This is a genomic window from Aliivibrio wodanis (assembly GCF_052920805.1).
On record NZ_JBREXA010000001.1, the window covers coordinates 140,738 to 167,274 of the forward strand.

General features: G+C 35.7%; 29 protein-coding genes and 2 pseudogenes. 4 read left to right on the forward strand and 27 right to left on the reverse strand.

Features of this window, described 5'->3' with window-relative positions:
* Nucleotides 1–42 precede the first annotated feature (42 nt).
* The 13 genes and pseudogenes from ACU5DF_RS00610 to ACU5DF_RS00670 all read right to left on the reverse strand — a co-directional run bounded on the left by ACU5DF_RS00610 (nucleotide 43) and on the right by ACU5DF_RS00670 (nucleotide 8,159).
* Complete coding sequence (locus ACU5DF_RS00610) at nucleotides 43–351, reverse strand: hypothetical protein (RefSeq protein WP_446711392.1); 309 nt, start codon at nucleotides 349–351, stop codon at nucleotides 43–45.
* A 116-nt stretch (nucleotides 352–467) separates the two neighbouring features.
* Complete coding sequence (locus ACU5DF_RS00615) at nucleotides 468–1,358, reverse strand: hypothetical protein (protein ID WP_446711393.1); 891 nt, start codon at nucleotides 1,356–1,358, stop codon at nucleotides 468–470.
* Nucleotides 1,359–1,389: 31 nt separating this feature from the next.
* Nucleotides 1,390–1,659 carry a hypothetical protein gene (locus ACU5DF_RS00620; RefSeq protein ID WP_446711394.1) on the reverse strand — a complete coding sequence of 90 codons (270 nt, stop codon included), beginning with the start codon at nucleotides 1,657–1,659 and terminating at the stop codon, nucleotides 1,390–1,392.
* 30 nt (nucleotides 1,660–1,689) lie between these two features.
* A pseudogene (locus ACU5DF_RS00625) lies at nucleotides 1,690–1,932 on the reverse strand (ISAs1 family transposase); the annotation flags it as partial.
* 68 nt (nucleotides 1,933–2,000) lie between these two features.
* The gene (locus ACU5DF_RS00630; RefSeq protein WP_446711395.1) at nucleotides 2,001–2,858 is read right to left on the reverse strand and encodes a hypothetical protein; all 858 of its coding nucleotides are present in this window, start codon (nucleotides 2,856–2,858) and stop codon (nucleotides 2,001–2,003) included.
* Between the two features lie 42 nt (nucleotides 2,859–2,900).
* Nucleotides 2,901–3,737 carry a hypothetical protein gene (locus tag ACU5DF_RS00635; protein WP_446711396.1) on the reverse strand — a complete coding sequence of 279 codons (837 nt, stop codon included), beginning with the start codon at nucleotides 3,735–3,737 and terminating at the stop codon, nucleotides 2,901–2,903.
* A gap of 215 nt (nucleotides 3,738–3,952) precedes the next feature.
* Nucleotides 3,953–4,405 carry a hypothetical protein gene (locus ACU5DF_RS00640; RefSeq protein ID WP_446711397.1) on the reverse strand — a complete coding sequence of 151 codons (453 nt, stop codon included), beginning with the start codon at nucleotides 4,403–4,405 and terminating at the stop codon, nucleotides 3,953–3,955.
* 4 nt (nucleotides 4,406–4,409) lie between these two features.
* Complete coding sequence (locus ACU5DF_RS00645; protein WP_446711398.1) at nucleotides 4,410–4,970, reverse strand: hypothetical protein; 561 nt, start codon at nucleotides 4,968–4,970, stop codon at nucleotides 4,410–4,412.
* 1 nt (nucleotide 4,971) lies between these two features.
* On the reverse strand, nucleotides 4,972–5,862 hold the full coding sequence (locus tag ACU5DF_RS00650; protein WP_446711399.1) for a hypothetical protein: 891 nt from the start codon (nucleotides 5,860–5,862) through the stop codon (nucleotides 4,972–4,974).
* 9 nt (nucleotides 5,863–5,871) lie between these two features.
* Nucleotides 5,872–6,141: a hypothetical protein gene (locus ACU5DF_RS00655; RefSeq protein ID WP_446711400.1), complete on the reverse strand. Its 270-nt coding sequence runs from the start codon at nucleotides 6,139–6,141 to the stop codon at nucleotides 5,872–5,874.
* A 30-nt stretch (nucleotides 6,142–6,171) separates the two neighbouring features.
* Nucleotides 6,172–6,600, reverse strand: a pseudogene (locus ACU5DF_RS00660) (ISAs1 family transposase); the annotation flags it as partial.
* Between the two features lie 159 nt (nucleotides 6,601–6,759).
* Nucleotides 6,760–7,698 carry a hypothetical protein gene (locus ACU5DF_RS00665; RefSeq protein WP_446711401.1) on the reverse strand — a complete coding sequence of 313 codons (939 nt, stop codon included), beginning with the start codon at nucleotides 7,696–7,698 and terminating at the stop codon, nucleotides 6,760–6,762.
* 116 nt (nucleotides 7,699–7,814) lie between these two features.
* A complete protein-coding gene (locus ACU5DF_RS00670; protein ID WP_446711402.1) occupies nucleotides 7,815–8,159 on the reverse strand; it encodes a hypothetical protein in 345 nt (114 codons plus the stop codon).
* 395 nt (nucleotides 8,160–8,554) lie between these two features.
* Here ACU5DF_RS00670 and ACU5DF_RS00675 point away from each other — a divergent pair, with 395 nt between their 5' ends.
* Nucleotides 8,555–9,676 carry an ISAs1 family transposase gene (locus ACU5DF_RS00675; protein ID WP_446711344.1) on the forward strand — a complete coding sequence of 374 codons (1,122 nt, stop codon included), beginning with the start codon at nucleotides 8,555–8,557 and terminating at the stop codon, nucleotides 9,674–9,676.
* Here ACU5DF_RS00675 and ACU5DF_RS00680 read toward each other — a convergent pair.
* The 11 genes from ACU5DF_RS00680 to ACU5DF_RS00730 all read right to left on the reverse strand — a co-directional run bounded on the left by ACU5DF_RS00680 (nucleotide 9,659) and on the right by ACU5DF_RS00730 (nucleotide 19,350).
* Nucleotides 9,659–9,898, reverse strand: a complete 240-nt coding sequence (locus tag ACU5DF_RS00680; protein WP_446711403.1) for a hypothetical protein — start codon at nucleotides 9,896–9,898, stop codon at nucleotides 9,659–9,661. The genes ACU5DF_RS00675 and ACU5DF_RS00680 overlap by 18 nt on opposite strands.
* 215 nt (nucleotides 9,899–10,113) lie before the next feature.
* Complete coding sequence (locus tag ACU5DF_RS00685) at nucleotides 10,114–10,566, reverse strand: hypothetical protein (RefSeq protein WP_446711404.1); 453 nt, start codon at nucleotides 10,564–10,566, stop codon at nucleotides 10,114–10,116.
* 4 nt (nucleotides 10,567–10,570) lie between these two features.
* The gene (locus tag ACU5DF_RS00690; protein WP_446711405.1) at nucleotides 10,571–11,131 is read right to left on the reverse strand and encodes a hypothetical protein; all 561 of its coding nucleotides are present in this window, start codon (nucleotides 11,129–11,131) and stop codon (nucleotides 10,571–10,573) included.
* Between the two features lies 1 nt (nucleotide 11,132).
* Nucleotides 11,133–11,969 carry a hypothetical protein gene (locus tag ACU5DF_RS00695; RefSeq protein WP_446711406.1) on the reverse strand — a complete coding sequence of 279 codons (837 nt, stop codon included), beginning with the start codon at nucleotides 11,967–11,969 and terminating at the stop codon, nucleotides 11,133–11,135.
* 14 nt (nucleotides 11,970–11,983) lie between these two features.
* On the reverse strand, nucleotides 11,984–13,135 hold the full coding sequence (locus ACU5DF_RS00700; protein WP_446711407.1) for an AHH domain-containing protein: 1,152 nt from the start codon (nucleotides 13,133–13,135) through the stop codon (nucleotides 11,984–11,986).
* Nucleotides 13,136–14,671 carry a PAAR-like domain-containing protein gene (locus ACU5DF_RS00705; RefSeq protein WP_446711408.1) on the reverse strand — a complete coding sequence of 512 codons (1,536 nt, stop codon included), beginning with the start codon at nucleotides 14,669–14,671 and terminating at the stop codon, nucleotides 13,136–13,138.
* A 63-nt stretch (nucleotides 14,672–14,734) separates the two neighbouring features.
* Nucleotides 14,735–15,526 (reverse strand): type IVB secretion system protein IcmH/DotU, encoded by a 792-nt coding sequence (gene icmH, locus ACU5DF_RS00710; RefSeq protein WP_446711409.1) that lies wholly within the window; start codon nucleotides 15,524–15,526, stop codon nucleotides 14,735–14,737.
* Nucleotides 15,523–16,848, reverse strand: a complete 1,326-nt coding sequence (gene tssK, locus ACU5DF_RS00715; RefSeq protein ID WP_446711410.1) for a type VI secretion system baseplate subunit TssK — start codon at nucleotides 16,846–16,848, stop codon at nucleotides 15,523–15,525. The genes icmH and tssK overlap by 4 nt, the downstream gene beginning before the upstream one ends.
* An 11-nt stretch (nucleotides 16,849–16,859) precedes the next feature.
* Nucleotides 16,860–17,360, reverse strand: coding sequence for a type VI secretion system lipoprotein TssJ (tssJ, locus tag ACU5DF_RS00720; protein WP_446711411.1), 501 nt, complete (start codon nucleotides 17,358–17,360; stop codon nucleotides 16,860–16,862).
* 1 nt (nucleotide 17,361) lies between these two features.
* Nucleotides 17,362–18,738: a type VI secretion system-associated FHA domain protein TagH gene (gene tagH, locus ACU5DF_RS00725; protein WP_446711412.1), complete on the reverse strand. Its 1,377-nt coding sequence runs from the start codon at nucleotides 18,736–18,738 to the stop codon at nucleotides 17,362–17,364.
* A 9-nt stretch (nucleotides 18,739–18,747) separates the two neighbouring features.
* The gene (locus ACU5DF_RS00730; RefSeq protein WP_446711413.1) at nucleotides 18,748–19,350 is read right to left on the reverse strand and encodes a hypothetical protein; all 603 of its coding nucleotides are present in this window, start codon (nucleotides 19,348–19,350) and stop codon (nucleotides 18,748–18,750) included.
* A gap of 225 nt (nucleotides 19,351–19,575) precedes the next feature.
* Here ACU5DF_RS00730 and ACU5DF_RS00735 point away from each other — a divergent pair, with 225 nt between their 5' ends.
* The 3 genes from ACU5DF_RS00735 (at nucleotide 19,576) to ACU5DF_RS00745 (ending at nucleotide 23,816) form a co-directional block, all read left to right on the forward strand.
* Nucleotides 19,576–19,860, forward strand: coding sequence for a hypothetical protein (locus ACU5DF_RS00735; protein ID WP_446711414.1), 285 nt, complete (start codon nucleotides 19,576–19,578; stop codon nucleotides 19,858–19,860).
* Nucleotides 19,861–20,047: 187 nt separating this feature from the next.
* Nucleotides 20,048–22,381, forward strand: coding sequence for a Lon protease family protein (locus tag ACU5DF_RS00740; protein ID WP_045104037.1), 2,334 nt, complete (start codon nucleotides 20,048–20,050; stop codon nucleotides 22,379–22,381).
* A gap of 205 nt (nucleotides 22,382–22,586) precedes the next feature.
* A complete protein-coding gene (locus tag ACU5DF_RS00745; RefSeq protein WP_446711415.1) occupies nucleotides 22,587–23,816 on the forward strand; it encodes a hypothetical protein in 1,230 nt (409 codons plus the stop codon).
* A gap of 45 nt (nucleotides 23,817–23,861) precedes the next feature.
* Here ACU5DF_RS00745 and ACU5DF_RS00750 read toward each other — a convergent pair whose 3' ends face one another.
* The 3 genes from ACU5DF_RS00750 to ACU5DF_RS00760 all read right to left on the reverse strand — a co-directional run bounded on the left by ACU5DF_RS00750 (nucleotide 23,862) and on the right by ACU5DF_RS00760 (nucleotide 26,513).
* A complete protein-coding gene (locus ACU5DF_RS00750) occupies nucleotides 23,862–24,206 on the reverse strand; it encodes a DOPA 4,5-dioxygenase family protein (protein ID WP_446711416.1) in 345 nt (114 codons plus the stop codon).
* 79 nt (nucleotides 24,207–24,285) lie between these two features.
* Complete coding sequence (gene tdh / locus ACU5DF_RS00755; protein ID WP_446711417.1) at nucleotides 24,286–25,317, reverse strand: L-threonine 3-dehydrogenase; 1,032 nt, start codon at nucleotides 25,315–25,317, stop codon at nucleotides 24,286–24,288.
* On the reverse strand, nucleotides 25,317–26,513 hold the full coding sequence (locus tag ACU5DF_RS00760) for a glycine C-acetyltransferase (RefSeq protein WP_446711418.1): 1,197 nt from the start codon (nucleotides 26,511–26,513) through the stop codon (nucleotides 25,317–25,319). The genes tdh and ACU5DF_RS00760 overlap by 1 nt, the downstream gene beginning before the upstream one ends.
* Nucleotides 26,514–26,537 lie beyond the last annotated feature (24 nt).

Sequence of the window (26,537 nt, forward strand, 5' to 3'; positions counted from 1 at the left end):
ATATTTCTTCACTGTCAGTAAATTCTAGATATAAATCTAAATTTAACTCCTCTTTTTTTGGTGGTGAAATATCTTACTTAATATGTATTTAGATGCATCATTTATGTCTGTACCAATAGAATAATCTAGTGCTTTACTATGTAATTTATCTATTATACTTTCTGTTGTATTGTCTATTACGTTTTCTGTTATGTCGTCAATAATTAAATTATCACAGATGAATGTAATAATCGCCACATCATTGGCATCAATTAATTTTCTTATTACAATTTCACTATTTATGATTTTTTTGATTTCATCTATATTGTTTTCTTCGATTAAATTTTTAATTTCTTCCATTTTTAAGTTCATATATAAGTCCGTAATTAGTTTTCTATAATTTAAGTTTTGATGATACAAAAAATCCAATAAGCATAACTAGTATCCAATCGTAATCTTCATTAATAAAATGCAGTTGTGTTTTCATATTAACTCTTACCATTTGGCTCATTTACATAAGCACTAATTAGTTCATCTAGACCTTCAGACTTTAACGCTGAAAGCATAATAGAGTCATCAAATGTAATGCCACTTGCTTTAATTTGTTGGAAAGCGATTGGATAATATTGAACTTTCCTACCTAGTCCATCACAAAACTCCTTCCAAAATTCAGGATCTTCAAGAAGAGATATATCAAATTTTTTTGTTAAAAAATATTTTACAGAAAATGGATAATAATATAAGCACTGATGCACTGCATAATCAAAATCCATCCCAAGATCACCCATATTAACATCTACATTATGATTGTTAATTAAATCTTCAATTATTTCACTTACATAAATGGAATTACCTTCCATACTTTGGTCTATAGGATTAGAAATTAATAAATTAAAATACTCGTTAAAATCCGCCTTTGTTAAAGTAACGTTATTACTTAAATAATAATAATGTTCATCATAGCAATAAAAAGCGCCTAAAATAAAGCATTTATGGAAATTAAACTTAATATTATATTCTACCAGTTTCTTTAAAATATCTAATGAATTATCAGGATCCTGCATCATATAAAATATAGCTTCACTATCTGCTAACATTATGCCTTTAGAACCAAACTGATCACTTAACAATTCGATTAAGTCAGTGATTACTGGTGGATTTGATAGGTGTAAATTAATCGCATTTACTAACAATTCATTTGGAGATTCATTTTTTCCCAAAGGAATATATTTCAGAAATAACTTAGCCCTTTCTTTTCCTCCTAAATACAAAACAGTAAGTAACCCCATTCCTGTATTTTCTGCATGTTGAATTATATTATTTTTATTATCAGCATCGTATGCATTTTTTAAATATTCTAAGTCTTTGATAGTATACATAATATTCCTTTAATATTCCTTTAATATTCCTTTAATATTTTAGTTGAGATGCTACAACAAGCCCTTTCTTTTTTCTATTTTTTATATCTAATCTTTTTATATTAAATATTTGGTTTAGATAGTCATGGTTTCTATTTTCTTTACAATCGGGTAAAGGGGCGTCTGTTATTTTTAATTTTTGATTCTCACGCTCTTCTGGGTCTAATCCGTCAGTTGAGATAACCTTTACACCACAACATCCTTTACTTGAATCTGGATTATAATCTTTGCCTGTAGGGCTTAATACCCAGGGCAACCGCATGAGTGGTTAAATTTTTAACCTCTTCGAAAAAACCTGCCCTAAAACCAATTTGTTTGAAGAGGCGTAAGCACTCACCATATGGATAGTACTTGAGCGGTCGTCTCGATCATAAGAGCCACGAAGTGTCTTGCCATCAATAGCAACGACTTGGCCTTGAGTAAAAGAATGCACTGAAGACATCCAAGAGACGAAGCATTGATGAAATTGATCTGGTTCAATATTTGAAACAATCCTAGCAATCGTATCATCGACAGGAATGTCATTTAAAAACATTCGTTATCTTGCCCTGATCTGGCATCCAATCGTAATCTTCATTAATAAAATGCAGTTGTGTTTTCATATTAACTCTTACCATTTGGCTCATTTACATAAGCATTAATTAATTCATCATAACCAGAAGATTTTAAGGCAGAAAGCATAATGGAACCATCAAATTTAATACCACTTGCTTTAATTTGTTGGAAAGCGATTGGATAATGTTTAATATATCCATCAATTAAATCACAAAACTCCTCCCAAAAATCACTATCTTCAAGAAGAGATGAATCAAACTGAGACGTTAAAAAATATTTCGCAGCATAAGGGTAACCAAATAAACATTGATGTATTGCATAGTCGAAATCATTATCTAATCCACTTAAATTAACATCGACATTAAACTTTGTGATTAGCGAGTTAATTAATTTATCGATCTCAGGGTCGATATATTCACTGTCACCGCCGCTTAGGAGTGTTTTAGTAAATGACTCAAAAGTACTTTCATTAAATTCATAGTTTTCTGTTAAGTACTTAAAATTATCATAATTTTCATTGTGAGCACTTGAATACAAACAGTCTAAATGGTCAAATTCAATATTAAGCTCTGTACATGTTTCAATGAATTTTAGAGACTCTCCTTGGTGTTTCATTAACTCATGATAGACTTCTGAATCGATATCTATGGTATTTATAGTGTAAACCTCAGAGAGCAACCTAATGGCGTCACTAATTGCATCCACGCCATAGGTATTGTTAGTAAAAATATGTCTTAGAAAATAATGATAACTTACCTTTTTTAGGTCAACTGTTGTCAATAAAAATCGACCAGCCTCTAAACCATCATGGTAAATTATTTCAGGTAAGTAATTCCAACGTTCTAATATTCTGACTTTATTTACATCTTTGTTTTTTATGGCATCTCTAAGTTCATCTAAAATCATTTTAATTCCTTTGTGTTATTTTTGTTGAAACAAGTAAATAAATTAACTCTTACCATTTGGCTCATTTACATAAGCATTAATTAGTTCATCTAGACCTTCAGACTTTAACGCTGAAAGCATAATAGAGTCATCAAATGTAATGCCACTTGCTTTAATTTGTTGGAAAGCGATAATATAATGTTTGATTATATTTTTTCGTATACATTTACGGCATAATGTCGCCCAAAAGTCTTCATCTTCGAGTATTGAACTATCAAAGTTCTCGGTGAAAAAATACTGGATCGCATTAGGGTAGAAATATAAACAATTAAGTACGGCATAGTTAAATACACCTTTTGAGTTATTAGTATTTACATTGACATTAAACTCCGTAATTAACTGCTTGATCATGGTTGAGATGTGTTTATATATTTCATATTGCTTATCGATGTCATTAAATTCAGAAAAATAATTTTTGCCAAAGCTAAGTAATGTTTCAAAAAAATCATTATAATCTTCATTAGTAAATTCAAAATGTTGTATTAAATAGTCAAAATGCTTATCATAATTATGTGTGGCACTCAGTATAAAATATTCTAGGTGATTAAATTTAATGCCAAGTTCAGTACATGCACAGATTAAATCAAATGACGGCCCGGGATGTTGCATTAACTGATACGTTAATTCACATTCATCAGGGAATTCAATGCTGTCAGAGCCATAAAATTCACAAATTAAGGTTAATACTTCCTCAAGATAGCTGTAGTCATCGTCTAAGTAATCTTCTAAAATATCATAAGGACATACTTCCTTTAAATTAATGCTATTAAGATATTTTCTTCCAGCTTCTAGGCCATCATTAATGATAATATCTTTAAGCTCTGTTGCGTCAGGTGTCATTTTTACTTCCTATATTAATAATCAATTTCAGTGGATACAAGCAAACCAAGTTCTTTGCGGTTTATGCACTTCTTTTTAGTAAACAGCAGCTGTAAGTGAGGGTGCTTTTTATATAATTAAAGCAACTTCCCACGAGTGATATGCAGTTAATGGATAGCACTCATGGTAAAGGAGAGGCGTGTTTTTAAAGTAAATCTATCTCTATCGATAAAATGTTATTTCGGGATCCTAAATTCAATATCAGCAATAGAAGGGGTGCTTAGGCGCTTAAGGAAATCATGGTGGATAACTAAAACATCTAAATGGTCGTGTACTTTTAGAAGAGCGGGTTGCTCATCTTTTAAAGGGCTGAAATCAAGCTGTGTGATGTCGATGTTTTCACCTTCTTCTATTGTTTGAATCGTCGAAACGGTACGTTGTGGACGCAGTAGTGAAAACCCTCGAAACAGTTTATGTTGTTTCGCGGTGAAATACCCAGCCTCTAATACCTCTAGGTGATCATTCTTTTTGACATCGACCAGATCGGTACGCAGGAAGACCCTTGGTTGCAGTAAGAAAAAATCAAGGATTAAATCTGGCTCAACACCGATGAACTTATGACCTAAATGTTGCTTAATTGGAAACTGATCAAGCTCTGCTTTCGATAATATTTGATACGGGATAGACATTGTTCTAAATTCCCTCGTAGGTGGTTTCATCGGTGATCAGAATATGATGAGGGATCTGCTCTAATTTTTCTTTTAGAGTTTCTGATACCATGTACTGGATCAACTCTAACCCTTTTACTCTAAAAAAGTGCAGTTCTTCTTGTGGTATTTTTTGGATAACATCTTCAGATAACACTATTTTTTCAAGGCAGTACCCATATTCAGCGTCGCCATCTTCAATGATGGAAGCATTCATATCAATTAAGTTGTGCTCAATCTCTGAATCTAACCGATAATAAGGCAGTGAAACATTATCTGTAAATTGCAGCTCAATAGGGGTGATATGAAGCCCTTTAGGGTCAACCTTTTGAAACGCCTCGGCAATCGCTGGGTTAACAATTAAGCCATCTAAATCGTAAAAGCTTTTTGCGCATGAAACGGGTAATTCACTGGTTTTATAGCGAATAGGACGATCAACCGAAAGGTGAGTACCATCAACTAATGTTGGCCCCATATCATCTTCTTCAATAAGCAGATCTGGCATCCAATCGTAATCTTCATTAATAAAATACAGTTGTGTTTTCATATTAACTCTTACCATTTGGCTCATTTACATAAGCATTAATTAGTTCATCTAGACCTTCAGACTTTAACGCTGAAAGCATAATAGAGTCATCAAATGTAATGCCACTTGCTTTAATTTGTTGGAAAGCGATTGGATAATATTGAACTTTCCTACCTAGTCCATCACAAAACTCCTTCCAAAAGTCAGGATCTTCAAGAAGAGATATATCAAAGTTTTTTGTTAAAAAATATTTAACAGAAAATGGATAATAATATAAGCACTGATGCACTGCATAATCAAAATCCATCCCAAGATCACCCATATTAACATCTACATTATGATTGTTAATTAAATCTTCAATAATTTCACTTACATAAATATAATTACCTTCCATACTTTGGTTTTTAGGATTAGAAATTAATAATTCAAAATACTCGCTAAAATCCGCCTTTGTTAAAGTAACGTTATTACTTAAATAATAATAATGTTTTTTATAGCAATAATAAGCACCTGAAGTAAAGCATTCACGGAAATCAAACTTAATATTATATTCTATCAGTTTCTTTAAAATATCCAATGAATTATCAGGATCTTGTATCATATAAAATATAGCTTCACTATCTGTTAACATTATACCTTTAGAACCAAACTGATCACTTAACAATTCGATTAAGTCAGTGATTACTGGTGGATTTGATAGGTGTAAATTAATCGCATTTACTAACAATTCATTTGGAGATTCATTTTTTCCCAAAGGAATATATTTCAGAAATAACTTAGCCCTTTCTTTTCCTCCTAAATACAAAACAGTAAGTAACCCCATTCCTGTATTTTCTGCATGTTGAATTATATCATTTTTATTATCAGCATCGTATGCATTTTTTAAATGTTCTAAGTCTTTGATAGTATACATAATATTCCTTTAATATTTTAGTTGAGATGCTACAACAAGCCCTTTCTTTTTTCTATTTTTTATATCTAATCTTTTTATATTAAATATTTGGTTTAGATAGTCATGGTTTCTATTTTCTTTACAATCTGGTAAAGGGTCGTCTGTTATTTTTAATTTTTGATTCTCACGCTCTTCTGGGTCTAATCCGTAAGTTGAGATAACCTTTAGACCACAACATCCTTTACTTGAATCTGGATTATAATCTTTGCCTGTAGGGCTTAATACCCAGGGCAACCGCATGAGTGGTTAAATTTTTAACCTCTTCGAAAAAACCTGCCCTAAAACCAATTTGTTTGAAGAGGCGTAAGCACTCACCATATGGATAGTACTTGAGCGGTCGTCTCGATCATAAGAGCCACGAAGTGTCTTGCCATCAATAGCAACGACTTGGCCTTGAGTAAAAGAATGCACTGAAGACATCCAAGAGACAAAGCATTGATGAAATTGCTCTGGTTCAATATTTGAAATAATCCTAGCAATCGTATCATCGACAGGAATATCGTTTGAAAACATGCCATTATGCTCAAACTAAGCGTGATGACCAAGAATTTATTCTCTAATATCAAACCAGCCTTTTGCTCCTGCAATAACAGCACACATTTAGCCGAATAGAACTTCAAAAAGGCAATAGGTTACTTTTGCACCTTGTCTTTGGTCTGTTATTTCATGAAAGTGTTCTTTAAAATGGTCAATGTGCACCGAATTCTCCTCGTTAAAGGAGGTATATGATCACAGGTAAATCTGATCGTCAAATCGATCGTTTAATTGATTAAAAAACATTCGTTATCTTGCCCTGATCTGGCATCCAATCGTAATCTTCATTAATAAAATGCAGTTGTGTTTTTATGAGTCTCTCTTTTATTGTGATTGATCATTAGATAAGATCGTTACTAGATCTGGCTGATTTAATTTTTTAAATATACTAATGAGCCCATCGGTATTCACATCACTGTTTTTAAGATCAACCAAGGCATCCATATAGAGGGATTTTTCATCATCAGTATTGACGTCATCAAGTAATTCTTCCCAAAAGTTTTCAGAATTAATACACCCTGATTCAAACTCTGGAGTATAAAAATATTTTGCAGCCGCAGGGGCACAGATCAAACAATCAAAATATAAATAATTCCACTCCTCTCCATCTATATTAACATTTACTTTATTTGATTTAATGAGTTTTGAAATGATATATATTTGATCTGGATCGTCACTAAAAGGACCAAATATTTCTGATGTTATAACTCCTTTTAATGACTCACTTATTGTTTCATTGGATAGTTCAAAGTTATTCATTATATAATCGACCATGTCTCTTTGACCAAAGATACAGCTATATAACAATATCAAACCCCAGTCACTTTCTATTTCTGCTTCATGCAGTATTTTAATAAACACTATATTCTCACTATCATGACTACATTTGCACATATTCCTTATTTGTTCACTGTCAGTAAATTCTAATGAATTTATGTATAGCTCCTCTTTTTTTGGATGATGAAATATTTTACTTAATATGTATGCAGATGTTTCATTTATTCCATCATCAAGAGTGTTTTTTAAAGCTCTAGAATGAAGGTTATATATTATGTTCTTATTTATTTCTTCATTTATATTTTTTTTAAGTAAATTGTCACAGATAAATGTAATGATTTTTATATAATTATAATTAATTAATATATCAATAATACTATTGTTACTATTTATATCATTATTTATATCATCAATGATGATTTTTTTGATTTCATCTATATTGTTTTCTTCGATTAAATTTTTAATTTCTTCTATTTTTAAGTTCATATATAAGTCCGTAATTAGTTTTCTATAATTTAAGTTTTGATGATACAACAAATCCAATAAGCAGATCTGGCATCCAATCGTAATCTTCATTAATAAAATGCAGTTGTGTTTTCATATTAACTCTTACCATTTGGCTCATTTACATAAGCATTAATTAGTTCATCTAGACCTTCAGACTTTAACGCTGAAAGCATAATAGAGTCATCAAATGTAATACCACTTGCTTTAATTTGTTGGAAAGCAATAATATGGTGTTTTATTTTAGATTTTCTAAGTCTATTGCAAAACTTAGTCCAAAAATCGTTATCCTCAAGAATTGAGCCATTAAAATTATGAGTTAAAAAATATTTAATTGCATTAGGATAATAATATAAGCAATTAAGTACAGCATAATTATAACTTCCCCCTGCATCATTAGTATTAACATTGACATTAAATTCAGTAATTAACTGCTTGATCATGGTTGAGATGTGTTCATATTCTTTATACTGCTTATCTATGTCATTAAATTCAGATAGATTATATTCACCAAAGCCAAGTAGTGTTTTAAAAAAATCATTATAACTCTTGATTACTGAATTTAAAGTGTTGTATTAGGTAGTTAAAATGCTCATTATAACTATGTGTGGCACTTAGTAGAAAAAATTCTAGATGATTAAATTTAATACCAAGTTCGGTACATGCACAGATTAAATCAAATGATTGACCGGGATACTGTATTAAGTGATACGCTAATTCGTCTTCATCAGGGAATTCAATCAGGGCAAGATCACGAATGTTTTTTAATCAATTAAACGATCGATTTGACGATCAGATTTACCTGTGATCATATACCTCCTTTAACGAGGAGAATTCGATGCACATTGACCATTTTAAAGAACACTTTCATGAAATAACAGACCAAAGACAAGGTGCAAAAGTAACCTATTGCCTTTTTGAAGTTCTATTCGGCTCAATGTGTGCTGTTATTGCAGGAGCAAAAGGCTGGTTTGATATTAGAGAATACATTCTTGGTCATCACGCTTGGTTTGAACGTAATGGTATGTTTTTAAATGACATTCCTGTCGATGATACGATTGCTAGGATTGTTTCAAATATTGAACCAGAGCAATTTCATCAATGCTTCGTCTCTTGGATGTCTTCAGTGCATTCTTTAACTCAAGGCCAAGTCGTTGCTATTGATGGCAAGACACTTCGTGGCTCTTATGATCGAGACGACCGCTCAAGTACTATCCATATGGTGAGTGCTTACGCCTCTTCAAACAAATTGGTTTTAGGGCAGTTAAAAACAGAGCAAAAAAGTAATGAAATAACAGCTATTCCAGAGCTTATTAAGATGCTTGATATTAAAGGCGCATTAGTGACTATTGATGCCATGGCATGCCAAACGGCAATAGCCAAAGTCATAATAGATAAGGGCGCAGACTACTTATTAGCAGTAAAAAACAATCAAGGCTCGCTACGCAAATCTGTTGAAAAAGCATTTTCAAATCAACGCTCTACAGTAAACAAACTCATTAACCTTGAGCAAGGTCATGGCCGTATTGAATCACGTCAAAGTTATGTATTACCAAGTACAGCTCTAGAAGGTAACTTTTCTCGTTGGAAAGGCTTAAAAAGTATCATCATGATTGAAAGCTTTCGTGCCATTAAAGGAAAACAGCCCAGTCTAGAATATCGTTATTACATTAGCTCAAAAGAATTAAGTGCAGAGCAAGCAGCAGTGGCGGTCAGAGAGCATTGGGGGATCGAATCAATGCACTGGGTACTCGATGTCAGCATGAATGAAGATGCTTGCTCTATATTCAAAGATAATGGTGCCGAAAACCTTTCCTGCTTACGACACATGAGCTTGAACATGCTCAGAGCTGAGCCCACAAAACTGAGTATCGTGGGTAAACAAAAGCGATGCATGATGAATACTTCAATGCTTGAATCTGTTTTAACGGCAGGTTTTTTCTCAGAGGTTAAAATTTAACCACTCATGCGGTTGCCCTGGGAATTCAATGCTGTCAGAGCCATAAAATTCACAAATTAAGGTTAATACTTCCTCAAGATAGCTGTAGTCATCGTCTAAGTAATCTTCTAAAATATCATAAGGACATACTTCCTTTAAATTAATGCTATTAAGAAATTTTCTTCCAGCTTCTAGGCCATCATTAATGATAATATCTTTAAGCTCTGTTGCGTCAGGCGTCATTTTTACTTCCTATATTAATAATCAATTTCAGTGGCTACAAGCAAACCAAGCTCTTTGCGGTTTATGCACTTCTTTTTAGTAAACAGCAGCTGTAAGTGAGGGTGCTTTTTATATAATTAAAGCAGCTTCCCACGAGTGATATGCAGTTAATGGATAGCACTCATGGTAAAGGGGAGGCGTGTTTTTAAAGTAAATCTATCTCTATCGATAAAATGTTATTTCGGGATCCTAAACTCAATATCAGCAATAGAAGGGGTACTTAGGCGCTTAAGGAAATCATGATGGATAACTAAAACATCTAAATGGTCGTGCACTTTTAGAAGAGCGGGTTGCTCACCTTTTAAAGGGCTGAAATCAAGCTGTGTGATGTCGATGTTTTCACCTTCTTCTATTGTTTGAATCGTCGAAACGGTACGTTGTGGGCGCAGCAGTGAAAACCCTCGAAACAGTTTATGTTGTTTCGCGGTGAAATACCCAGCCTCTAATACCTCTAGGTGATCATTCTTTTTGACATCGACCAGATCGGTACGCAGGAAGATCCTTGGTTGCAGTAAGAAAAAATCAAGGATTAAATCTGGCTCAACACCGATGAACTTATGACCTAAATGTTGCTTAATTGGAAACTGATCAAGCTCTGCTTTCGATAATATTTGATACGGGATAGACATTGTTCTAAATTCCCTCGTAGGTAGTTTCATCGGTGAGCAAAATATGATGAGGGATCTGCTCTAATTTCTCTTTTAGAGTTTCTGATACCATGTACTGGATCAGCTCTAACCCTTTTATTCTAAAAAAGTGCAGTTCTTCTTGCGGTATTTTCTGGATAACGTCTTCAGATAACACGATTTTTTCAAAGCTGTACCCATATTCAGCGTCGCCATCTTCAATGATGGAAGCATTCATATCAATTAAGTTGTGCTCAATCTCTGAATCTAACCGATAATAAGGCAGTGAAACATTATCTGTAAATTGCAGCTCAATAGGGGTGATATGAAGCCCTTTAGGGTCAACCTTTTGAAACGCCTCGGCAATCGCTGGGTTAACAATTAAGCCATCTAAATCGTAAAAGCTTTTTGCGCATGAAACGGGTAATTCACTGGTTTTATAGCGAATAGGGCGATCAACCGAAAGGTGAGTACCATCAACTAATGTTGGCCCCATATCATCTTCTTCAATAAGCAGATCTGGCATCCAATCGTAATCTTCATTAATAAAATGCAGTTGTGTTTTCATATTAACTCTTACCATTTGGCTCATTTACATAAGCATTAATTAGTTCATCTAGACCTGCAGACTTTAACGCTGAAAGCATAATAGAGTCATCAAATGTAATACCACTTGCTTTAATTTGTTGGAAAGCGATAATATAATGTTTGATTATATTCTTTTCTATATATGTACTGCAAAATGTCGTCCAAAAATCGTTCTCTTCGAGAATGGAACCATCAAAATGTTCAGTGAAAAAATACTGGAGCGCATTAGGGTAGAAATATAAACAATTAAGTACGGCATAGTTAAATTGACCTCCTGCATCATTAGTATTGACATTGACATTAAATTCCATAATTAATCGTTTGATCATAGTCGAGATGTGTTCATATTCTTTATACTGTTTATCTATGTCATTAAATTCACACAAATAATGTTCGCCAAAGCCAAGTAGTGTTTTAAAAAAATTATTATAATCTTTATTACTGAATTTAAAGTGTTGTATTAGGTAGTTAAAATGTTCATCATAATTATGTGTTGCACTCAGTCTAAAATAATCTAGGTGATTAAATTTAATACCAAGCTCAGTACATGCACAGATTAAATCAAATGATTGACCGGGATATTGCATTAAGTGATACGCTAATTCGTATTCATCAGGGAATTCAATGCTGTCAGAGCCATAAAATTCACAAATTAAGGTTAATACTTCCTCAAGATAGCTGTAGTCATCGTCTAAGTAATCTTCTAAAATACCATAAGGACATACTTCCTTTAAATTAATGCTATTAAGAAATTTTCTTCCAGCTTCTAGGCCATCATTAATGATAATATCTTTAAGTTCTGTTGTGTCAGGTGTCATCTTTATTTCCTATATTAATAATCAATTTCAGTGGCTACAAGCAAACCAAGCTCTTTGCGGTTTATGCATTTCTTTTTAGTAAACAGCAGCTGTAAGTAAGGGTGTTTTCTATTATTTGGGCAATGTTTTAATGCTGTTCCATTTAGCTTAGCAACTTCACCTTCCGTTTCATCGTGCAGTATGCTTATATCTTTATCTTTATGGCTTTTCTTAGCGACATAAGTTGAGATTACCTCCACACCACAACATCCTTTTTTTGAACCGGGCTTGTAGTCTTCACCTGTGGGGTGTAATACCCATTTGAAATTTTGTAACTTCAATAAAATTAGTTTTGAGCACTTATTCATATCGTTGATGAAATAAGTGTCATTTAAATCTTTTGGACAGTTTTTAAAGTATTTTTCTAGTATTTTAGTCACATACTTAAATACTTTAGAATGGTATGCTTTAAATTTCATCTGCTGATTTAGATGTTTTACAATTTTAGATTCATCTGTATCATCTCCTGTGTATTTAGCAGCTTCAGGTTTATTTGTGTTCTTATCTATCATATTCCAAAATTCGACCTCTAGTCCTTTTTTAGATGTTGCAGTTTCTTGGGCATATTTGTTGTATTCATCTATGCTAATGTAATCTTTCATTCGTCCTTTAATGTGTGTCCCTTCGTGCAATGGGATCTTTAAATGGCAAGCGACGACAGCTGAGTTAGTCAAGATAACTAAATTATGTGCACTGTTTACATTGTAGCCAATGTGGTTTTCAATTATTTTTTGCCAATGTCGGTTAATTGATTCCGTCACACTACAACTAATTAAGTGATGTGGTGTTAATAATTCTTTATCATACTTTAACCATTTAGGGTTTTTTAGTTTGTTTTCATCGACCAGTTGTTGTCCTATTTTCTCATTCCAGTAGCGTCGTTTTGGAACAGACCAAGGATGATGTGCTAAAAAGTATTTGTCATTTTTTTTCTTTTTATTTTTAAATCTAAAATAAGCTAGTATAGGCACCCAAGTGGCGAATTCTTGTTCTGTATCATTACAGTTAAATACTTTCCTTGAACAACAACCTCGAAATTTTTTGTGTGGGTTGTCTTCTAGTGCTTTATAATATTCTACCCAACTTTCGATTGTAGAGGGTGAGTTTTGTTTATTAATTTTTGCCATTTAAACCACCTTATGTCCTACGCATGTGCCATCTTTATTTTTTTTCTGTTTTTTCTTGCCAGCTTTCTTAATGATTTTTTTACACAGAAGACAATGCTTGGTGCCTTGTTTGTCTTCATTTACTTTGGTCTTTTTCTTTCCTGCTTGAGAGGTGCCTTGGCCTGCGCTGTGATAGGTTCTTGCAGGGAATACGTCATCCGTTTTTGTTAAAATGGATTTAAATAATTGATCAAAGCTTTTCATCGCTTCACTTATGTTATCAATACCCAGTTTGTCGAGCAGTTTTAGCTCATCGACTAAATCAGTAAAATATTTGGTGAGCACATCAGCCCCAATTTTATCAGAAGCTGCGGCAAGCTCGGCGGCGACCTCATAGCAAGGTTTGATAACATCCGATAAAATTTGTGAACACTGTTTTGCGTAATCCGCCCAATCTAAGGTGCGTAAAAACTTTTCAGGATCCCCTTTACCACACGCCCTAATCACCGCAAGTAAATCGTCTTTTGGGGTTTCTTTCCCTAACTTAAGGGCAATTTTACAGGTGCCTTTCATGGCACTCCCAAATAGAGGGATACACCCAATTAGCGTCAGTGCAAGCATTAACCAGTTTTCAGGCTCTTTACGGGCTTCTTCATCCAATAAATTTATCATATTGGCACTTAAATCTCGCAAGTCAGCCACTTGGTCAACCACGGGGATCATAGTAATCGCAGTATTGGCGATGATTTGCTCTACTGTGGCATCGTGATTAAAATCACCTAATGCCACGCCCCAAACCCAACGAACTTTTCCCGACAGTTTTCCCCATGGATTCTCCCAAAAACCAATGTCACCTTGTTTAGCGTTATCTAATAAGGCTTGTGGATCGGTTGTTGGGTTATATTTAGGGTTGGCTTTTGTTGGCTCGTTTGGCGAAAACTCACGCGTGTCTTCTCCATATTCAATCGAGAACTCTCCCGGTGCAATACCACTAATGCTTGCCTTTCCGCTTGTGTTTAAGCTTCCCTCAAACACGCTGCCGGTTTGGTCAACTAAGGTGTAAGTTGCCCCTTGAACTGGATCGCCATCAGCGTAAGACAAGGTTAAATCGACACTATAGGTGCCTTCTTCTTCCGCGGAGATAGACACTGACGGGTTTTGTGCGCCCCCTAAACATAGGGTGTTGGCTTTGTTCATCGTCATTTGGTCAGATAGGCGACATACGCCTTTTCCCTCAAACTTAACCGTCGGAGAGGCAGAGATAAATTTGGCTTCCCCTTCGATGGTGCCAGAAGCGATGCCTTTTTTATTACCTCCTGAATCTCCGGTACTTTTAGAAAAGGAGCTGCCTTTAATGGCGACGGGATTACCACCATCCATGGTAATTGTCGTGGTGCCTTTAACCAAGTCTTTGGATTTTGCACTGTTGCCATAAGGAATAGGCACAACAGCGTTGCCTACCTGAGTTAAGCAGACATCAGGTAGGGTGGCGCTTGCTTCTCCCCCTGAGTCTTTATGAATAATACTGAGTCCATTTGCAGCAACGGTGACGGCCATAATAGAACTGCCTTATTTTGGTTAAGTTAAAAAGAGTCTCTTTGCACTTATTTATAAATACATTTATTGATAGATAGAGAGGAGCTTTTGATACTTCATATCAATAATTAAATAAGTGGCGGCATACATGAGCGTAAACAATAGGGCACTAGCCCCAAGAATGAGTTTAGGCGGCAAGACTCGTTTCAATGGTTTTTTGATGTATTTGGCTTTTACATCAACCAGTGAGACTTTTTCTTGCTCGGCAAGGCGCTCATCACGAACAAGGCGATAAACAGTATTGCCAATGTCGGTTAAGTTTTCTGAGCCTCGCTCAGCACGGCCATATTTTCCTTTAAAGCCCAATTGCAGTAATAAGTATAAAAACTCAATGACATGACGGTATTTTTTAGGATCGGCTTGTAGGCGAGTTAAAATGACAAAAAACTTATCACCACCAGAGGTTTCATTATGAAACTCAGACAATAGGCTGCTTTGGCTCCAATGGCTATTTGCTCCCCATTCTTGTCGGCATACGGCTTCATCCATGGCGGCACACAAGCAGTAACGTATGACTAAAATAGAGGCGTGGTCGACTTCCATTTCATTTAACCGACGTTCTCCTTTACGGATCTCGCGAGCGACTTGCTCTCTAAATGGCATAGGGTCATCAAGCCATGGAATGGACGACATGCAAGATAAACTCGCAATTAACCATGAAAATTGGTCAACTAGTGGATTGATCCCCATAGAGGTAATGTCAAGTTGGTTGACTGAAATATTACGAGATAAATCAGGGGCAGGCATAATTTCCATTGGCTTGCCTGGCTCAGGTTGAAAAAGTACAACCGTAATATCATCATCAGTATAACTCATAATCGAACAGCCCAAAGTTGGAGAGATAAGTTAGCAAAATCACCGGCTACATGAACAGCAATGGCTGCGGTGGTGTTTAATGCATCCCACTCTTCGCTTGATTTATCCAATTCAAAATATGTATATCCAGCATGATATGGTAGAGCACGAGGAACGACAGGCATTGGTTTGATAGCGATGCCCGGAAGTTGTAAATTGATAAGCTCTCGAATGTTATCAATGGAGCCAATTTTAGTTTGAGAGACAAACTGTGTATAAAGCATGTCAAGCGTCACATCAGCTTTTACGGCTAATATGAAGGTGGTTGAATCGACAATACTTCTGTCAGAAATAGGCGCAATGCGAATGCCATAGCCTTGCTCTTTAAGAGGCAGAGGTATTGCACGTTGTTCAGACATAACACTCAAGGTCATTTTAGAGTTATTTAATATGGCAGATAAGCAACTTGTTAAATTACCGTGATTGTACGGTATGAATTCTTGAGGTCTACGTGAAGATGAGCATAAAGTGGCGAGCTCTCCTTCTGCTTGTAGCAAAATACGGTAAAGGCTTTCAGGATGAACCCCCTCGGTATTAGAAAAATGCCAAAATAATGGTTCGTATCGGTTTAGTGCCTGCAAAAGCATAAAGTCGGAAACAGAGGAAACGCCTTGTTGGTCTACAACATTTAATCGTTGAACAATAGATTCAGCACGATGACGTAGCATAGAGGCAAATTCAGTTGTGAATTTTTTTAAAACAGTAGAGGCGTTAATATCAACACACGTAGGAATATAGCTATTATCTAAGATAATGCTTCCATCTGGTTTTACCTCTGATATTTTTAAAATAGGAATTGAAGTGTAAGCACTTTTATCTTCGTCTTCATACATTAAACAAAAATTCAGTTTACCAATGGTGATATTAGTGATGTCTTCGCTTTCGTAGCATGCATCTACAGCTTCTTGTGTATGCATTGAATAACGAGCGCCTTCTTTATTTGAGCCAAATAGCTCAGAGCGCTCAGAAGGTAGTGGGCAGCATAAATACAATACTTTATTTGCAACAGAGGCATCAACATCTTTGACTTCAGGTAATGAAGCGTGCAGGGGAAGGCAGAAAGGCGTTCTATCTTGCAACACACCTTCAGCGTGAGTTATCCCTATTTTACCTAAGGCCAGTGATTCTGTATTAATTTCAATGCGCTTTATTCCCCAATGAAGAGGTGACTCAAAGCCGCTTAACATTCCACTTTGTTTACTTTGAGAGCGATCCAGTTGCTGGAAATGCTGTGGTTTCATGAACATACCATCTTGCCAAGCAACAGGGTTATATAGTGACATTATTGATATCCTTAGAAATATATTTGCGTAATACCGTGAGTATTGTTAGTGCTGAGAACGCTTTCTTTTAGGTTAAGATGCAGAACGTATTCACTTTTTTCTTCGATTAATTCCACTTTACGCCAGGTGGCACCATCAATATTTCGGAATGCGACAGAGAACCCAATAACACTAGTTTCAGGCTCAAGCACTAAGGTCGTGTGTATCATTTCCCCCGGTTGAATTTGATATTCGTGACGTTTGATATATTCATCATTTAGAGCTGCTTTATCATTTTCAAACAGCGCAAAAAAGTCGAGGTTTCGAAATAGAACAGGGGAGTTAAGCTCATGAATACGGAGGATAACAGGTGATGATTGTCCACCGTCACGTACATTTAATATATTGTCTGCGGTGATTATAAGCTCTATAGAGGAGGTTTCAGGAGTGATCCCTGTTGATTCCTTTACTTGATCCCACATGGCACAACTAGATAGTAGGAAAATAAGAGAGATAATGATTAACTTTTTCATATTAGGTGTTGGTTCCCTTAGTGTAATTTTCTTTGATTTTTTGTTGTATTCCCTGGCTTGAAATATCTATTTTTTCATCGCTATGTAGAGCATGAAATGCAAGGTATTCCTTCCATAACTTTCCATTACTTTTTAGGCGAGATTGAGATCGTCTGATATGAGAAAATTGGTTAGGATCTAAGGCTTGTAATTTTTGGTTGAGCACTTCATTAGTTGCTTGAGCTACTTTTATTTTATGGCTTTCAAGTTCATCAAGAATTTGCTCAATTAGCTCATTTGGTGCGAGTAATTGCTGCTCATGAAGTGAAAATATCAACTCAATAATGTCTGTTATCTCAGTGCTTGTTTCACTTTCTTTTAGTGTTTTTAATTCGGTTAACTTTTTCTGCAAATCATCAATACAAAGACGTAAACACGTTCCCATTTGTTGAAAGAGGTGTTCATTCATTTGCTCTGCTTTTTCTTTTGGTATACCTAGCCCTTTGCAGAAAGCTAATTTTTCCTCATTTATATATTGATTAGGATTACTTTTGGTAATCACTTCAATATTTGAACGAGGTGGTTCTTTTTGTTCTTCTATTATGTCTTTAGGTTGTATTGCTTGAGTTACGTCTTCCCACGCTTGTGTGTTTGAAGCTGTTTGTGTTTGTTTAGGCACAATGGGTTGCGTTATTGGTTTTGAGGGTGGTTCTATTGTTGGGGTGAGATCATGTGGATACCAATCTTCAGGAATAAGGTTTGGTGCATCAAATCCGGAGTGAACGCATTCGTTATCATCAAGTAGTTGACGATTTTGGAAAGACGCTTTGTTTGTGCTCTTTGTATTTTCTTCTGCATCATCACGAAGTAAAATGTCATCGTCATTTTTCATCATAAGATTTAGGTGAGCTACAGGGTCAGAGTTATCAAGCTTGTCTGTGCGAGTTTCTATGAATAGATCTGAAATACTTCCTTTTTCTTCTTCGTTTTCTGCTTGGTATTCCGCTAAGTTGATTAGGGGATCTGTTGAATCTATTTCATCAGAAATGTCTACTGCGATATTAATATTATTAGAGAGCTTTTCTAAATTTACTGAAATCTCATAGCGACCAAGAATGATTAAATCACCATGATATAATGAGACTGGCTGGTTTTTGAGTAGTTTATTACCATTAATTAAAGTGCCATTTGTACTGACATCACTTAAGTAATAAGTATCACCATAAATACTAATAAGGCAATGAGAGCCTGAGATAAAACGATTATGGTCGATTAAACTTACGGTATTACTGGGATGACGACCTAATGATCCCCCATTTTCTGGTATTTCAAGGTGTTTATTACCAGTATATTCTTCTGGTGACTTTGTAATAAGTAAAGTGAGTTGATATAAATGCACAATGTTTCCTTAGAATAACAATGCTACAGATAGCTCAAGCCCACCAATACCATCATTATAAAGTGGTTGGATATAAGAGGCTTGTGGAATAATTTGCAAATGAGAATCAGGATTATCACCTAGCTTAATGACAGTTGCTAAAGAGACAACAACACCGAGCTCAAATTGGTTAATGTCTTCTAGCTCAGTACCTGATGCCTTGTTGTTATTTTCTATTTGCCAACGATTAGAGTATTGGCTATATGCCATAGATAGACCTGTACCTATATAAGGCGTAAAGGCGTTCCATTTTCCTAATGCGTATTGAGGAACTACTCTAAACTCATAGTTGTTAACGTCTTGATGTATTCCATTTTCGGCGGTATCAGTAGTATCCGACAGATAATTTACGCCAAACCACCAACGCCAACGGTTATTATTTTCATCAATTGGTCTTGTGTGTACAAATCCATAGCTAATGGTATTAAACTCATCACTTAGACCTTCTTCATATTCAATTGATTCCATCATTTTAAAGTTGGCTACAGCACCATAGCGTTCGCCTTTAGCAAATACAGGTGTAGAAAGTGCAAATATGACAGCCATGAATCCAAATTGAATGGGCTTAACCATATGTATTAGTCCTCTAATGAAATTGGTATATATCCTAATTTCAGATTAAAATACCTAGTTGTATTTTTTTTTCAATAGGGAATGGCTGCGCTTTAATAAAACGAACATAATGACAAGGTGATTAGTTGTTATCACTAGCTTTTTAGTCATTTTGCTTAGAGCACTATTTATTGGTACGACTGACTGTTTGTGTGGTAGTATATGACTTCACATTAAGGAGCTATCATGAAAAAAATCTTACTTTCACTATCTGTACTGCTGTTTTCTGCAAATTTATCAGCAGCACCAATGATTGAAAAGAATCGAGTGGTTTGTGATAACCAAAAATCGATGAAAGTTTTTTTGAATCGCAAAGATAATGGTAAGGCTAAATTACCTTCAGATTGTAAAAAACTAGACTACAAGCGCAAAGGTAAAGTGATTAAAACTTTCCCAAATAAAGGCTTTGTAAAGTTTGAAACAAAAGCGGGTCAAACCTTTTATACTCCAACGAGCGCAGTTAAACGTTAATATACGTTAATCAAATTCTAATGGCGTGATCATGAGAATGGTCACGCCATTTTGCTATCTGAACAAAAATTAACCTCCAAAGTATGTAAAAAGTATCAATTTTTCAAATATTTAAGTCTAGGTCACTTAATTTTGTGTTTTTTCAATCTATACTGATGAAAATCATAAAAAACTAAGAGGTCGCCTTATGTCTACTTTACCTCTCACGCATAAGCAAGTATATCGCTCAGCAACACTTGATGAAAACACCTGTAAATCAACCAAATATATAACACCCATTGATGAAATTGTCGGGCAAGATAGAGCGCAACAATCCGTTGAGTTTGCCATGTCTATTCCTGATCGTGGTTATAATATTTATGCTGTAGGTCAAAATGGCCTTGGTAAGCGAACCATGGTGCTTCGCTATCTCAAACGTCATAATCCTGTTGGCAATGGTATATATGATTGGTGTTACGTCACTAATTTTGATGATACTCGAACTCCCAAAGTACTAAAGTTACCAGTAGGAACAGGGGCAAGTTTTAAGAAAGAAATTGAAAAAATTACTTTAAAGTTGGTTAAAGCTATTCCGCTAGCATTTGATAATGAGCTTTATTACACAAGAACAGGAACGCTTAAAAACCAGTTGGTAGATAAACAAGAGTCCCTTCTTGGTACATTAACAAAAGAAGCAAAAAGTAAAGGGATCAGTCTTGCTGTTACTACTCAAGGTGACTATCAATTTATTGCTATGAATGGTGAAGAGCTGCATACCGAAGAGACATTTGATGCATTAGATAGACAAGATCAGCGTCAATTAGAATCAATTATTGATGAATTAGAAATAAAACTCCGGAGTTTGGTTCGTCAGCTAACAGAGTGGGAAGATAAATATTCCGATAAGATAGAAAAATTGAATGAGGATGTCGTTTCTCAAGTGCTAACTGTGAATTTTGGGGCGATCAAGAAGAAGTACCAAGGTTCAAAAGTAATAACACAACATTTAAAAGAGATGGAAAAAGACATCTTAGAAAATTTCGATGTGTTTATTCAGGAGGACAATGAGGATGCGGAGCTTGCATATGCTTCTTTAGAAAAAAAATTGCCCCGTCGCTATCAAATTAACTCCATTGTTAGTCAAAAAGAAGAAAAATTCCCACTGATTGTTGAAGAGAGCCCAAGCTACCATAATTTATTTGGCTATATCGAAAATGCGACTTTTAAAGGTACAGTATTTACTGATTTCTCTTTGATTCGTCCAGGTAGCCTTCATAAGGCAAATGGTGGTGTTTTGTTGATGGATGCCGTTAAAGTACTTGAGCGTCCGTACGTATGGGATGGTTTAAAAAGAGCACTCCGTTCTCAAAATCTTAACTTAAGTTCATTAGAAAAAGAGGTAACACTTTCAGGGACGGTATCTCTTGAGCCTGAGCCAATTCCTTTGAATGTAAAAATTATTCTGTTTGGCGATTACCAAACTTATCAATTACTTCAACATTATGATTCTGAGTTCAGTGAATTATTTAAAGTGACGGCTGATTTTGAAGACGATATGCCAAGAACTGATGCGTCTGAATATCATTATGCGCAGTTTATCTCTAGTATTGTACACGATGGAAATATGCTTCAATGTGATAAACGAGCTATTGAACGAATCATAGAATACAGTTCTCGTCAGGCTGGTGATCAAAATAGGTTGTCATTATTATCTGCCGATATATCTAATTTATTAAAAGAAACTAATTATCTCGCTCGTGCGGGTAACTCAAATATGATCCGCTTAAAACATGTAGAGCAGGCGTTAGCAAATAAAGAACATCGAGTTAATCGAGTTCAAGATGGAGTAATGCAAAGTTTCATCAATGGCACAACACTTATGGAAACCGAAGGTGGTGTTATAGGGCAGGTTAATGCATTAGCGGTACTTTCGACCTCGAACCATCAGTTTGGAATGCCTAATCGTATTACAGCGACTACTGCTTTTGGCAAAGGTGAAGTTTTTGATATTGAAAGAAAGGTAGAACTTGGCGGTAGTATTCACTCTAAGGGGGTGTTTATTTTAAGTGCTTATCTTGCTTCTTTATTTGGTAATGAGAAGACAATTCCATTAAAAACTTGTCTGGCGTTTGAGCAGTCTTATGGTGGTGTTGATGGTGATAGTGCTTCGATGGCTGAATTTAATGCAATTATTTCAGCGTTTTCTGGTATGCCAATCCGACAAGATATTGCCATTACGGGGTCTATGAATCAATTTGGCGAAGCGCAACCGATTGGTGGAGTAAATGAAAAGATAGAAGGCTTCTACCAAGTGTGTAAGATTAAAGGTATCAAATCAATGCAAGGAGTGATTATTCCCTACGCGAATATTCAAAATTTGATGCTTAATAGTGAAGTAACCAAAGCCATTGAAAAAGGAACTTTTGCCATTTGGCCAGTGAAACATGTTAGCGAAGCAGTAGAGTTGTTAATGAATGAGTCGATTGAATTAGATTCAGGGGAAGGCATTTATAATAAGATACGAACAAGATTGAATGCATAATTTTTACTAACTTATTAAGAAGCAAAGGCATAGAGAATATTCTATGCCTTTTATTGTGGTATAAGATAATTGTTACCATAAGATAATTGAACTAACAATTGAAACGATGGTATAATGAACATTAGATAACAATAAAATACTAGGTTCTTTCTTCAAGGGCTTCCTCCATTGTAATTTATCTAACCCATGTTTTTAGAGGCTCAATATGTACCATCCCTTATCCCCCTTGCTGGATTACAGTTCGTACCTTGTTGTGCGTGGCAAAAAAACGTATATAGAAGAAAACTTATTATTGCGAGTTAAACCTGTAGAGATATCAGGCACTGAATATTGGGTACCTATTGGGATTAATTGGAATAGCGGTCAATCGACAAAACGCCGTAGAATGGAATTTGCTCAAGTTCGATTTGCACGTAAAGGGCAACCTTATTACAGTAAAGCATATTATGCCGACTTTGATAATGAAGAGGATGATCTTGACGCTCGCTCAGAAGCGATTATTGAAGCCGCGTGGTCAATTGCGGAATTAGTTGAACAAGATGAATATGAAACTGCAGATGCCGCAAGAAAAACAAAAACGTTTACAGCAAAATCTGCTTATAATGGCTTACACCCTAACATTCAATTAAAGTTGTCCATGATAAATGGTACGCCTTATGTTAATAGTCATTTTGAACGACATGAAAGTAAGTCTTGTTATCGCTCTCATAATTTCTCTCGCAGTATCTATTCAGTAAATTTTGATGATCTTGGTGAATACCTAGCAGAGCTTAATGCTATCGGTGAGGTTTTAGATACGTATTTAAAAACCAAAGATGCAGATATTTCCGCTTTTAAACCAGCAAAAGGGCTAACCACGACACCGCTTTCTAAGTTTGAAATGCGTGAAATCTGTGATCAATTAATTCAGAAAGCAATGGATGGTTGCATGGCTGAGTTTAAAGATACTTGGTTTGAATTTAGAAGAAAACCGAAGCAAATATTAATGATTGAAGCGGATGATAAGTCCAATTTTATTGTAAGAAAAGAATTTGTTAAAACGGGCTCTACGATTCACCTGGATAAATTTAAAGCCTGTACTCACCCGACCCATGTATTACGTAAAGTCGCATTGATGAAAGCGAATTACAATTGGGCAAATTATAAGAATGAGCGTAAAGCTGAATCGGCAAAGGGTAAATACTTCAAAGCTGCTCATCCATCATCGGGTGTTATTGGTGTCGTTGTTAAAGTAACAGAAGCTGAAACGATCTATAAAGGAATTGTTGGGCAAACACCACGAAGTAGCTACAAGTTTAAAATATTTTCGACGAAAACAATGAGTGATAAAAACGCATTTATAGCAGCAAAGCAAGCCTATCTTGAAGCTATGGGTGAGGAAGCATGGTCTGACTATAAATTGGCAAAAGAATTTTCAATTTATAAAGCGAAATAAATACTTCTCTTAATTTAGTCAATAATTAAGAGAAGCGAATCGTGGTTATTGCTTATTTGTGAAGATACTAAGATCTAGCTCTAATGATGGGCCTAACCACACAGCAGAGCTAGTATGATCAAGGTATTCATTTTCAGTTAAAGGATGAATCAATACCGATAGTTGTTTTCTATTTTCTTTCAGCCACGCCATCACGGCATCGTAATCATGATGCTTAAAAGAAACTTGTCGACTCCAAACTGGATGAGGGCCGACGGGTTTTTGATTCACTTTTCCTAATTGGTATCCAAATTTCTCGTGTAACTGTTCTGTTAAACTAACAGCAAAGTCGATACTTGTTTGATCGAAATAAACGTGAACGTGGTAACCGTTGATGTCTGATTGATGCATATTATCTTCTTAAATAGGAAACATAAAAAAGGCCAAACCGAAGTTTAGCCTCATTATAGTTCATTTTAAATGAGAATGATTATTCCCAATCTAGAATAACTTTACCTGACATTCCAGAACGCATCATGTCGAAGCCTGCTTGGAAGTCGTCAATCTTATAGCTATGAGTAATAATTGGTGTTAGATCTAGACCCGATTGGATCAGTGATGCCATCTTGTACCAAGTTTCAAACATTTCACGGCCGTAGATACCTTTAATAACTAAGCCTTTAAAAATTACTTGGTTCCAATCTACCGCCATATCTGATGGTGGAATACCTAATAGAGATATTTTACCGCCATGGTTCATGTTAGTTAGCATGCTGTTGAATGCAGATGGAACACCTGACATTTCAAGACCTACGTCAAAACCTTCAGTCATGCCAAGATCTGACATTACGTCTTCAAGCTTTTCGTTCATTACGTTTACTGCACGTGTTACGCCCATCTTTTTAGCAAGATCTAAACGGTATTCGTTAACATCAGTAATTACAACGTGACGAGCGCCAACGTGTTTTGCAACAGCTGCTGCCATGATGCCAATTGGACCAGCACCAGTGATAAGAACATCTTCACCTACTAAGTCAAATGATAGGGCAGTGTGAACCGCGTTACCAAATGGGTCAAAGATTGATGCAAGATCATCAGAAATCTCAGCAGGGATTTTAAATGCATTAAATGCAGGAATAACTAAGAACTCAGAGAATGCACCAGTGCGGTTAACACCAACACCTGTAGTATTACGACAAAGGTGAGTACGGCCGCCACGACAGTTACGACAGTGACCACAAGTGATGTGACCTTCGCCAGAAACACGGTCGCCAATCTCAAAGCCACGAACTTCTTGGCCAATACCAACCACTTCACCCACGTATTCGTGACCTACTACCATAGGAACAGGAATGGTTTTTTGTGACCACTCATCCCAGTTGTAGATATGTACATCAGTACCACAAATTGCGGTCTTCTTAATACGGATAAGAATATCGTTATGACCCATTTCAGGTTTTTCAACCTCAGTCATCCAGATGCCTTCTTCAGGTTTTAGTTTTGACAGTGCTTTAATTTTCATTATTTAATGATCTCCATGTCTTTACCTACTGCGATAAAGGCATCAATTGCGCGATCTAACTGCTCACGAGAATGAGCGGCAGACATTTGTGTACGAATACGAGCTTGGCCTTTAGGCACTACTGGGAAAGAGAAAGCAACAACATAGATGCCTTTTTCTAACGCACGCTCTGCGAATTCAGCGGCAAGTTTTGCATCGCCTAACATGATTGGGATGATAGCGTGGTCAGCACCACCCATAGTGAAACCAGCGGCTTCCATACGAGTACGGAAATGAGCAGAGTTTTCCCATAAACTTGTGCGTAAATCACCAGACTCAGCCAGCAAATCAAGAACACGAATAGAGGCAGAAACAATTGCAGGAGCTACTGAGTTTGAGAATAGATACGGACGTGAACGTTGACGTAACCAATCGATCACTTCTTTTTTACCAGAAGTGTAGCCGCCTGATGCGCCACCCATTGCTTTACCTAGCGTACCTGTGATGATATCAATACGGTCGATAACATTATGGTGCTCGTGAGTACCTGCACCGTTGTCGCCCATAAAGCCAACAGCGTGAGAGTCATCAACCATAACTAGAGCGTTGTATTTATCAGCTAAATCACAGATAGCAGGAAGATTAGCAACAACACCGTCCATCGAGAACACACCATCAGTAACGATAAGAGTATGACGAGCGCCTGCTTCTTTTGCTGCAATTAATTGTGCTTCTAATTCAACCATGTCGTTGTTTGCATAGCGGAAACGCATTGCTTTACAAAGACGAACACCATCAATGATTGATGCGTGGTTTAGGGCGTCAGAGATGATCGCATCTTCTTTACCTAAAATTGTTTCAAATAAACCAGCGTTTGCATCAAAACATGATGTGTAAAGAATAGTGTCTTCTTTACCTAAGAAAGTAGATAGTTTTTCTTCTAGTACTTTATGTGAGTCTTGAGTACCACAGATAAAACGTACAGAAGCCATACCAAAGCCGTGCTCATCCATACCATTTTTTGCTGCTTCAATAAGAGCAGGGTGGTTAGCTAAACCTAAGTAGTTGTTAGCACAGAAGTTTAGAACTTCTTGGCCTGTAGAAATAGAAACAGACGCTTTTTGAGCTGACGTAATGATACGTTCAGATTTGTATAAACCTTCGCTCTTTACTTCTTCAATTTGATTTTGGATCTGAGTGTAGAATGCAGAAGACATTGTGTTCCCTTTTTTTAGTTATGA

Bases quoted from the DNA above. Each gene is read 5' to 3' on its own strand.
- ACU5DF_RS00610 (WP_446711392.1), bottom strand. From the start codon at position 351: ATGAACTTAAAAATGGAAGAAATTAAAAATTTAATCGAAGAAAACAAT.
- ACU5DF_RS00615 (WP_446711393.1), bottom strand. From the start codon at position 1,358: ATGTATACTATCAAAGACTTAGAATATTTAAAAAATGCATACGATGCT.
- ACU5DF_RS00620 (WP_446711394.1), bottom strand. From the start codon at position 1,659: ATGCGGTTGCCCTGGGTATTAAGCCCTACAGGCAAAGATTATAATCCA.
- ACU5DF_RS00630 (WP_446711395.1), bottom strand. From the start codon at position 2,858: ATGATTTTAGATGAACTTAGAGATGCCATAAAAAACAAAGATGTAAAT.
- ACU5DF_RS00635 (WP_446711396.1), bottom strand. From the start codon at position 3,737: ATGACACCTGACGCAACAGAGCTTAAAGATATTATCATTAATGATGGC.
- ACU5DF_RS00640 (WP_446711397.1), bottom strand. From the start codon at position 4,405: ATGTCTATCCCGTATCAAATATTATCGAAAGCAGAGCTTGATCAGTTT.
- ACU5DF_RS00645 (WP_446711398.1), bottom strand. From the start codon at position 4,970: ATGAAAACACAACTGTATTTTATTAATGAAGATTACGATTGGATGCCA.
- ACU5DF_RS00650 (WP_446711399.1), bottom strand. From the start codon at position 5,862: ATGTATACTATCAAAGACTTAGAACATTTAAAAAATGCATACGATGCT.
- ACU5DF_RS00655 (WP_446711400.1), bottom strand. From the start codon at position 6,141: ATGCGGTTGCCCTGGGTATTAAGCCCTACAGGCAAAGATTATAATCCA.
- ACU5DF_RS00665 (WP_446711401.1), bottom strand. From the start codon at position 7,698: ATGAACTTAAAAATAGAAGAAATTAAAAATTTAATCGAAGAAAACAAT.
- ACU5DF_RS00670 (WP_446711402.1), bottom strand. From the start codon at position 8,159: ATGATCAAGCAGTTAATTACTGAATTTAATGTCAATGTTAATACTAAT.
- ACU5DF_RS00675 (WP_446711344.1), top strand. From the start codon at position 8,555: ATGCACATTGACCATTTTAAAGAACACTTTCATGAAATAACAGACCAA.
- ACU5DF_RS00680 (WP_446711403.1), bottom strand. From the start codon at position 9,898: ATGACGCCTGACGCAACAGAGCTTAAAGATATTATCATTAATGATGGC.
- ACU5DF_RS00685 (WP_446711404.1), bottom strand. From the start codon at position 10,566: ATGTCTATCCCGTATCAAATATTATCGAAAGCAGAGCTTGATCAGTTT.
- ACU5DF_RS00690 (WP_446711405.1), bottom strand. From the start codon at position 11,131: ATGAAAACACAACTGCATTTTATTAATGAAGATTACGATTGGATGCCA.
- ACU5DF_RS00695 (WP_446711406.1), bottom strand. From the start codon at position 11,969: ATGACACCTGACACAACAGAACTTAAAGATATTATCATTAATGATGGC.
- ACU5DF_RS00700 (WP_446711407.1), bottom strand. From the start codon at position 13,135: ATGGCAAAAATTAATAAACAAAACTCACCCTCTACAATCGAAAGTTGG.
- ACU5DF_RS00705 (WP_446711408.1), bottom strand. From the start codon at position 14,671: ATGGCCGTCACCGTTGCTGCAAATGGACTCAGTATTATTCATAAAGAC.
- icmH (WP_446711409.1), bottom strand. From the start codon at position 15,526: ATGAGTTATACTGATGATGATATTACGGTTGTACTTTTTCAACCTGAG.
- tssK (WP_446711410.1), bottom strand. From the start codon at position 16,848: ATGTCACTATATAACCCTGTTGCTTGGCAAGATGGTATGTTCATGAAA.
- tssJ (WP_446711411.1), bottom strand. From the start codon at position 17,360: ATGAAAAAGTTAATCATTATCTCTCTTATTTTCCTACTATCTAGTTGT.
- ACU5DF_RS00730 (WP_446711413.1), bottom strand. From the start codon at position 19,350: ATGGTTAAGCCCATTCAATTTGGATTCATGGCTGTCATATTTGCACTT.
- ACU5DF_RS00735 (WP_446711414.1), top strand. From the start codon at position 19,576: ATGAAAAAAATCTTACTTTCACTATCTGTACTGCTGTTTTCTGCAAAT.
- ACU5DF_RS00740 (WP_045104037.1), top strand. From the start codon at position 20,048: ATGTCTACTTTACCTCTCACGCATAAGCAAGTATATCGCTCAGCAACA.
- ACU5DF_RS00745 (WP_446711415.1), top strand. From the start codon at position 22,587: ATGTACCATCCCTTATCCCCCTTGCTGGATTACAGTTCGTACCTTGTT.
- ACU5DF_RS00750 (WP_446711416.1), bottom strand. From the start codon at position 24,206: ATGCATCAATCAGACATCAACGGTTACCACGTTCACGTTTATTTCGAT.
- tdh (WP_446711417.1), bottom strand. From the start codon at position 25,317: ATGAAAATTAAAGCACTGTCAAAACTAAAACCTGAAGAAGGCATCTGG.
- ACU5DF_RS00760 (WP_446711418.1), bottom strand. From the start codon at position 26,513: ATGTCTTCTGCATTCTACACTCAGATCCAAAATCAAATTGAAGAAGTA.